General features: G+C 62.9%; 7 protein-coding genes. 1 reads left to right on the top strand and 6 read right to left on the bottom strand.

Annotated elements, in window-relative coordinates:
- From AC1D01_RS15965 to AC1D01_RS15990, 6 genes are all read right to left on the bottom strand, one after another.
- Window positions 1-186: transposase (locus AC1D01_RS15965; protein WP_477867874.1), on the bottom strand; the 186-nt coding region annotated here is incomplete at its 3' end.
- A gap of 29 nt (window positions 187-215) precedes the next feature.
- Window positions 216-659, bottom strand: coding sequence for an SEFIR domain-containing protein (locus AC1D01_RS15970; RefSeq protein WP_477867876.1), 444 nt, complete (start codon window positions 657-659; stop codon window positions 216-218).
- A 43-nt stretch (window positions 660-702) separates the two neighbouring features.
- A complete protein-coding gene (locus AC1D01_RS15975) occupies window positions 703-2352 on the bottom strand; it encodes a hypothetical protein (protein WP_477867878.1) in 1650 nt (549 codons plus the stop codon).
- A gap of 140 nt (window positions 2353-2492) precedes the next feature.
- Window positions 2493-3896, bottom strand: coding sequence for a S8 family serine peptidase (locus tag AC1D01_RS15980; RefSeq protein ID WP_477867880.1), 1404 nt, complete (start codon window positions 3894-3896; stop codon window positions 2493-2495).
- Window positions 3897-4318: 422 nt separating this feature from the next.
- Complete coding sequence (locus tag AC1D01_RS15985) at window positions 4319-5644, bottom strand: Y-family DNA polymerase (RefSeq protein WP_477867882.1); 1326 nt, start codon at window positions 5642-5644, stop codon at window positions 4319-4321.
- A gap of 9 nt (window positions 5645-5653) precedes the next feature.
- On the bottom strand, window positions 5654-6016 hold the full coding sequence (locus AC1D01_RS15990) for a LexA family protein (protein WP_477867884.1): 363 nt from the start codon (window positions 6014-6016) through the stop codon (window positions 5654-5656).
- A gap of 146 nt (window positions 6017-6162) precedes the next feature.
- Between AC1D01_RS15990 and AC1D01_RS15995 the strand changes: the two genes are divergently transcribed.
- A partial coding sequence (locus tag AC1D01_RS15995; protein WP_477867886.1) for a TOBE domain-containing protein occupies window positions 6163-6598 on the top strand: 436 nt, incomplete at its 3' end.

Raw genomic sequence — 6598 nt, forward strand, 5'->3', positions numbered from 1 at the left:
GCTCACAGGCTTGCTACCGGGCCCGTTCAGCTTGCCGCTCTGGTCCGCCTTGAGCCAGTTGTGCAGCGTCTGATCAGCCACGCCCAGCACCTTCGACACCACCGCCAGGCTCTGCCCACCCTTGACCATCCGCACCGCCTCAAGCTTGAATTCCAGCGTGTAGCGCGCTCTCTTTGCCTTCGTCACTTTCGTTCTCCTTGCCTGGATTGAACCACTCAGCAAGGGATACGGATTCCGCGGGCAAGGTCAGTTTCGAGTCCGACCCCGCCCAGTCGTCCGTCAGCCTTTTCCTTGTACTTTGCTGTTGCGACCACGAGAATGAGGTCGGCGTCGTGAATGCCCACCTCCATGAAAAGGTGCTTGTCAACCAAGGCATCCAGGTCGTAGCCATCCCAGGTGACATGGACTTCCTGTATCTCCTCCAGCGTGTTCGCCAGCTTTTTAACCCAAGCTTTGTGCAGTGGGTCGTCCCAGCTGTAGGAGACGAATATTTTGATCYTTTCCATTGTGTGCTCCTCTTGGGCGCCAGCAAAGCCGCCAGTTGCTGGCACGCGTCCTGAGTTCTGTGCGGCAGGTCCTCCATGCTCAACTTTGTCGTCTTGTGTCGGATCAACTGGCGGTGGAAGCGCCGAGAACTCGGCCGCTGTGATCGTGTGCACGCGATTGCGTCGCGCGGTGCGGCGATCAGCTTGCCGTCCAGGCCTACTGACTTGCGTCGGGTTGTCCTAGGGGCCTCGCCTGCGGAACCACGGGCGGTGGAGAAGGGAACTGCGCTCCGGCCGACGCTAGTCCACCCCGTGCACGGTAGACGGCCAGCGTGGCAGCGATCACCTCCTGGCACAAGGGCAACACCTTCGCAAAGGCAGCCTCCGCTTGCGCCGAAATACTGGTGCGGCTCGCATACGAGACCAAGAGCGCCGAACACGAGTCGGTTAAATGTCCCTTGTTCACGACGGTCTGCACGATGTCAGTGGTGGCGCGCGCAAGGACTTCCGCAGTGTCCTTGCTGACGCCATAGCGGCCTGTCGACGTAGAGAACTGGCCGGCGCTACCAGCACTTGCGTTTGCGGAAGTGATGGCGGCGCTTCCGAGCTTCTCGATCTCCTTCGTGTTCGTCTGCGCCTTCTCGAGCGTCACCTTGGCATCGCTTGCGGCGCCTTCCTTCTTCTTAAATTCGTCCGAGGCAGTCTTGAGCGCAGTCGTCGCCTTGTCGGCTGCGACCTGGTTCTCGTCCTCGCGCAGAGCCTTCAGCTGCGCGGTGAATTGATCAACTTTTCCTTGCGCGACGTCGACCGCATTGCCAGCCGGAGCAGCAGCAGCATCCTTTGCTTTCTGAAGATCGCCCGTTGCCTTGGTGAGGTCGTTCTCCTGCGCTGCGAGACCTGTTGTCGCGGTGGCCTCCGCGTCCGTCGCAGTCTTGAGATCCGTCGTCAGTTTGTCAATGCTCGTCTGATCTGGAGGGGCTGTCGCCTTGGCGGCATCGAGCTTGGCCTTCGTCGCTACTGTCACTTCATGAAGCCCCGCCAGCTTCTTCGCGGCGGCATCGCGCCGGCTGATGAGGCCGCTAACGTTGGTCTCTTGCCCAACGACGGCACTGCGGAGCGCGAGGCGCGAGGCAATCGCCGTCTCCAGGTCGTCCTCCGCTGTCTTCAGTTTCGGCGTCAATGAGTCGATCAGTTGCTGCGTCGGCTTGGCCTTCTGTTTGGCGACCGCCGCTTCGGACGTCTTGGTGTCCACCAGCTTCTTCTGCATGTCGAGATCCGACTGCGCGCTATCGGCGGCCCTCTTCTTAGCGTCCTCGTCTGCCCTAGCCTTGTCCAATTCCCTCTGGGTATCGTTAATCGCGGCAGCCGCACTAGCGCTGGAGTTCGTATTGAGCACGACTTGCTGAGCGACCACGGCACCGGTCAGCTGCTCGATAGCTAGCACGCCCAGCGAAAGGTCCTGCGACCTCTTGAGGAGCTGAATGACGTCCTCCTTCGGCAGCGCGCCGTTGAAGTAGAGCTCGCATATGCGGTAGAGCGCGTCGCGCATCAGCGTGATTGACTGCGTGCGCAGGCCGATACTTCCAGAACTCGCCGAAAAAGCTTGGGCGATGGACGCGGCGTCCTTGGACAACGTTCCATATCCAGCACCAAGCGATGCGGCATACGCCTGCATCGCGTCAGGGGAAGGTTCAGCGCACACCCAACCTTGATTGTTCGCGACGGCCACACGCTGCACGGCGTCGAGGTGCACGGCTTTGCCGTCATGCGGCAAGGAAGTTTGCCTGTCGACGGTGCTGAGATTGGCACAGCCGCACAGGGCCCATGCGAAGACTACCAACGAACTCCAACGGCCCATCTTGCTCATACCGACCTCCATCTCCCTCGCCTATTCGCCGTCCGATTGAACTCGATTGACGCTTGCTCCATACCGATGAATACCCCGATCCGTCATCAGATCAGAGGATGACCTCTTGGCGCGAGGCTCCGACTTCAAGGTAGAGGATGTCAGAGCCCGAGGTGACGTATCAACGCAGCCAGATCGGGCCGACTTCCGATGTTCTGAATTTCCGGAGCACCCGGCCTTGCGACTTGCAGTGACCCGGTGGCCCTGAGCGCGGATCGGAGATCGGACGACTGCAGTACCGAATGACCTGCCCTGGCGACACCCTGTAGGCAGGCGACCACGCCGGCCACGATGGGCGAGGCACTGGAGGTGCCGCTGAACTGGCGCGTATACCAATAGTCCTCGTCCGCCGCATCCTGAATGTCGGTGTAGAAGTCGCCATATCCAGTGGTGAGTACGCCGCGACCCCAGCCTTGACAGTCCACGCGTCGACCCCAGTTCGAGAAGTCCAAGCGCGAACGATCCGGGCCGTAGGCGCCGCTCGGTGGCGCTCCTGYGCCCACCACGATAGCGCCCGAGTCCACGCCCCCCGACAGAGGGTTGCACCAAGCGGCCGGAAAGTTCGGACCTGGAGTGTTGTAAAGCGGAGCGTCGAGATCCTCGGCGCCGTTCCCAGCTGCCTCGACGACCGCAATGCCCTTTGCGATGGCGCCCTGGATGGCCAAGAGGTCGTCAGGCCACCACTCCACCGCGATGTATCCCAATTGGTCGAGTCGCTGAGCGTAGGCGAACCGTGGACCCGGCCTGTGCATCTCCAGCAGGAGAACGTCGCCGGCAGATAAGAGGCCGGTTGCGATCTCGATCGCCTTGGAACTTCCCAGCCCGCGATGGGAGACACTGCTCAGGATCGCATTGGGACAGATGCCGCAGACGCCCGCACTATCCGCGTCGCCTCCGAGCTCGCCAAGAACCGCCGTGCCGTGATCGCGCCACGATACTTCAGGGTACTGCGTGCCTGCGAGCAGTCCACCCGAATTGACTAGCAGGTCGGTGTGCGTGAAACGCCATCCTCCTTCAATGTCAACTACGCGGACACCGTCCCCTCTTCCTCCTGGCCGCAACGAGGCGGCGCCGACGTCGACGCCCTGAGGTGCTGCGTCCAAGTAGGTCTGAAGGATCCTGAAGTCGCTGGGGCGGACGCCCGGCATCTCCACCTCTGGAATATCGGGAGGCGCCGCCGGCGCGAGCGGATTCTCCACACCGGGTTTCCAATAGGCGGTCTCGACCCCGGGCAAGGAGCGCAACTCGTCCAACGCCGATTCGATACTGCGGCCCTCTGTGGTGCTGGAGAAGTAGCGCGCCTTCTCCACCCGAATCGCGCGCTGGCGACCGGACTCGCCCGCACGTTCGACGCGCTCCAGCGCCAAGGCCGCGTGCGACGACAGGGGGCGCAACGAGAGCCCCTCAAGTCCGCCGGAGCTCATTCGGTCAGCAACTATCGCGCGCGCGCCGGCCGTTGCATCCGGGTGGAAAGCGACAACGAGTTCGCCTGCTGAGGAGTCCATTGCGCTCTCCTTTTCCTCTCGATATGCCCGCGTAGGAGCAACTGCCGGAGCGTCGCCTCATTGTGCGCGTTCCCGTGTCGGAATATGCCGCGAAAGCGAGGCTGCTCGTTCATCAAAACTATCTATGCACGAGCCGGGCGATCCGCCCCTTGGAGAGATCGCGCACCAGTTTTCTCATGGGGATGCACGGCAGGTCCGTTTGCAGCACCTTCGACACCGATCTGCCACACAGAGCCCCCCGCTTCAGCGAAGGACGGCTTCGCGACCGAGACCGGACAGCGCTCGCGTCAAGGGTGCCAAGACTCGCTCGCGGGGAACGTCGCAGCTAACCGTCACTCGCAGCGAGCGCCGATGAAGGTCGCCGTTCGACCGAAGCTGTCGATCTGCGGCCAGACCGGAGCGACCGCAACCAGTCGGAAGCGTCAAGCGAACGCAAGGACAATCTCGCCAAACCTCGTCGTGTATCGCGGAGAGCGCCGCTCCTGCTTGCCAACTGAGGCATGCGTTCCGCGCCCCTGCTGAGCGCTGGCAATGCGAACTGCTCCTTTGCCGAATCGATGGTTTAGTGCATCCAGTGCCCCCATCAACTGCGACCGGTCGCGTGCCACTTCCGCCGGCAACGTCGGCTCGTCAACTGCGAAGAGGTCGAGCTCACCTTGTCGGGCACCTCCGTCATGCAGGTCCACCAGCATGACGCCGGCCTTCACGTAGTTGAAGCCCGGTCGGTACATCTGCTGCAGCGCTCGCGTCGCCGTCGCAACCAGCTCGCACGTATCGGTGGTCGGCCGCACCATCGGCACAGTCATGCTCGGGCTGTGCTGGCGATCCTGCTTTCGATGCGGGCTCGTCGTAATGAAGACGTGAACCGATCCCGCCGCACTGCCCTGCTGCCGCAGCTTCTCAGCCACGCGGGACGCGAAATCGCTGACCACCTGCTCCAGCTCCGCCAGTTCGGTCACGGCGCTTCCGAATGACCGCGAGCACATGATCTGCTGCCGGCCTGCCGGCGTGTCGTCGAGGTCGAGACACGAGGTGCCGCGCAGCTCCAGGAGCGTCTTCTCCAACACCACGCTGAACTGGCTGCGCAGTGCCGTGATGTCTGCGTTGAGCAGGTCTCGCACCGTGTGGATGCGGGCCTCTGTCAGTCGCGCTCCGATGCGCCGGCCTATGCCCCACACGCAGCCCACCTCGGTTACCCCCATCACTTCTCCCAGCTCCGCTCGGGACATCGCACCGAAGTTGCACACCTGTGCGAAGGCGGCCGGATACGAGCCCGGCTTGCGATCGGCCATCTTCGCGACATGGTTGGCCAACTTCGCAAGGGTCTTGGTCGGACCGAAGCCCACGCTGGTCGGGAGGCCGGTCCACTGCAGCACAGTCCGGCGGATGTCGCGGCCAATCTCGACCAGGTCGCCGCGCACGCCGTCGAAGTCGAGGAAGCACTCGTCGATGCTGTAGATCTGCTGCCGCGGCGCGTATTGCCCGACGATCGACATCATGCGACTGGACATGTCGCCGTACAGCTCGAAGTTGGCAGACAGCGCGATCAGCCCCGTCTCGCGCTCCAGATGTCGCACCTGGAACCACGGCTGCGCCATCTGCACACCGAGATCCTTGGCCTCGTTACTGCGCGCGATGCAGGCGCCATCGTTGCTTGACAACACGACGACCGGCCGTCCGTTAAGCGAGGGCTTAAACACCCGCTCGCAGCTCACGTACATGTTGTTGACGTCGACCAGCGCAAACATGGCGCAGGCTCAAACGGGCATCGCCTTGATGGCGTTGGTCACCACGCCCCAGACCTGCAGCTCCTGGGCCGCGCGCGGCACGACATCGGCGCAGCTCGGATCGGTCGCCACCAGGCGCAACGACGATCCGTGGGTCACCAGCCGCCGGCACATGAACTCGTCGTCCACGACGGCGATCACGATGTGGCCGCTCGCGGGCCGGACTGAACGGTCGACCAGCACGATGTCACCGTCATCGATGCCAGCTTCTCGCATCGCGCTGCCGCTCACGCGCATCAGGAAGGTGGCCAGGGGGTTCCTGATCAGCACGTCATTCAGGTCCAGACGCCCGACGCCCGAATCCTGGGACGGCGAGCCGAAGCCGATGGCCACGCTGGCGCGCGGAACCACCGCAGGCCCGGGTGACTCCCGGCCGACGTGCGTGACACCCTCGCGAGGCAGCCGACTACTGTTCATTCATACAGTATATTGCCATACCCGCCAGCCGGCGAGGTACGAGCACATGGAACCTCGAACTCATGAAACCCTCTGACTTCAACACCCTCGATGGCGTCGTGACGGCCATCCGCCCCGGCGTCGATGTCGATGAAGTGGAGCTGGGCCTCGCCCAGGGCCTGCAGATCGTCATCAAGGTCTCTCACGAGGTGCAGAACATCTTGAAGCTGCAGCAAGGCGGCCGAGCGTTTGGCTTGGTGCACCCCACCTCGATCGTCTTGCTGGAAGAGCCGGCAGCGAGCTTGCCCGCCACGTTCAATCAATTGATGGGCAGGGTGCGCGATGTGGGCGAAGGCGATGACGACATCAAGGTTGGGCTCGATCTGCCCAATGGGCAGACCCTTGTGGCGCGCATCACGAACGAACGCGCCGAGACGTTGAACTTGACGACTGGTGCACGTGCGACAGCCGTCTTCAAAGCTGGCAGCGTCATCATTGGCGTTGATCAAACTCCCGTCC

The organism is Rhizobacter sp. P3_B12, from assembly GCF_056402895.1.